This is a genomic window from Methanoculleus sp. UBA430 (assembly GCF_002506585.1).
In the GTDB taxonomy this organism is placed as follows: domain Archaea; phylum Halobacteriota; class Methanomicrobia; order Methanomicrobiales; family Methanoculleaceae; genus Methanoculleus.
The window spans coordinates 864-1,366 of the sequence record NZ_DAXW01000010.1 but is presented as its reverse complement, the minus strand read 5'-3'; the positions used below and the strand labels follow the sequence as shown (position 1 = coordinate 1,366).

The window sequence follows — 503 nt, the reverse complement described above, 5'->3', positions numbered from 1 at the left end:
ACCTCTTCAACCGCACGACGGTCCTCCGGTATACTACGGATGGGGGAGTTGTCCCGGTCCTCGGCGCCGGGGACCTCAGCCCGTTCCCGGTCACGATCAACGATATTGCGGCGACACCCGAAGGGATGCTCCTCATCGCCTCCGACAACGGGATCTATGGGTGGAACGCATCGGGCATCGCCCTGCATATCACGTCCCGGGACGGTATTCGTTCAAAGTTCGTCAAGAAACTCTTCATCGATGCCTTTGGGCGGTGCTGGTTCGTCGTTCCCGGAAACGTCGGCTACATCCCGCCGGCGACGGGCTCAGCCACCCTCGACCTCTCCGCCGTGCCGGTCCCGGCACCGGAGGCCACCCAGAACGTCTCCGCCGAGGTCCTGATGCCGGATCTCCCCTCCGGCGAGCCCGCCGGGATATCGGAGATGCTTTCTGGAGTGTGGGTGTCCTTTGCGGAATGGATCGGCGGGGTGGGCGCCCGGTTGACCGGGGCCTGAGAGTGCGGG

Annotated in this window: 1 pseudogene; it reads left to right on the top strand. The window is 65.0% G+C overall.

The features are described 5' to 3' along the window. Positions 1 to 494, top strand: a pseudogene (locus BRA49_RS08725) (hypothetical protein); the annotation flags it as partial. Between the last annotated feature and the right edge of the window lie 9 nt (positions 495 to 503).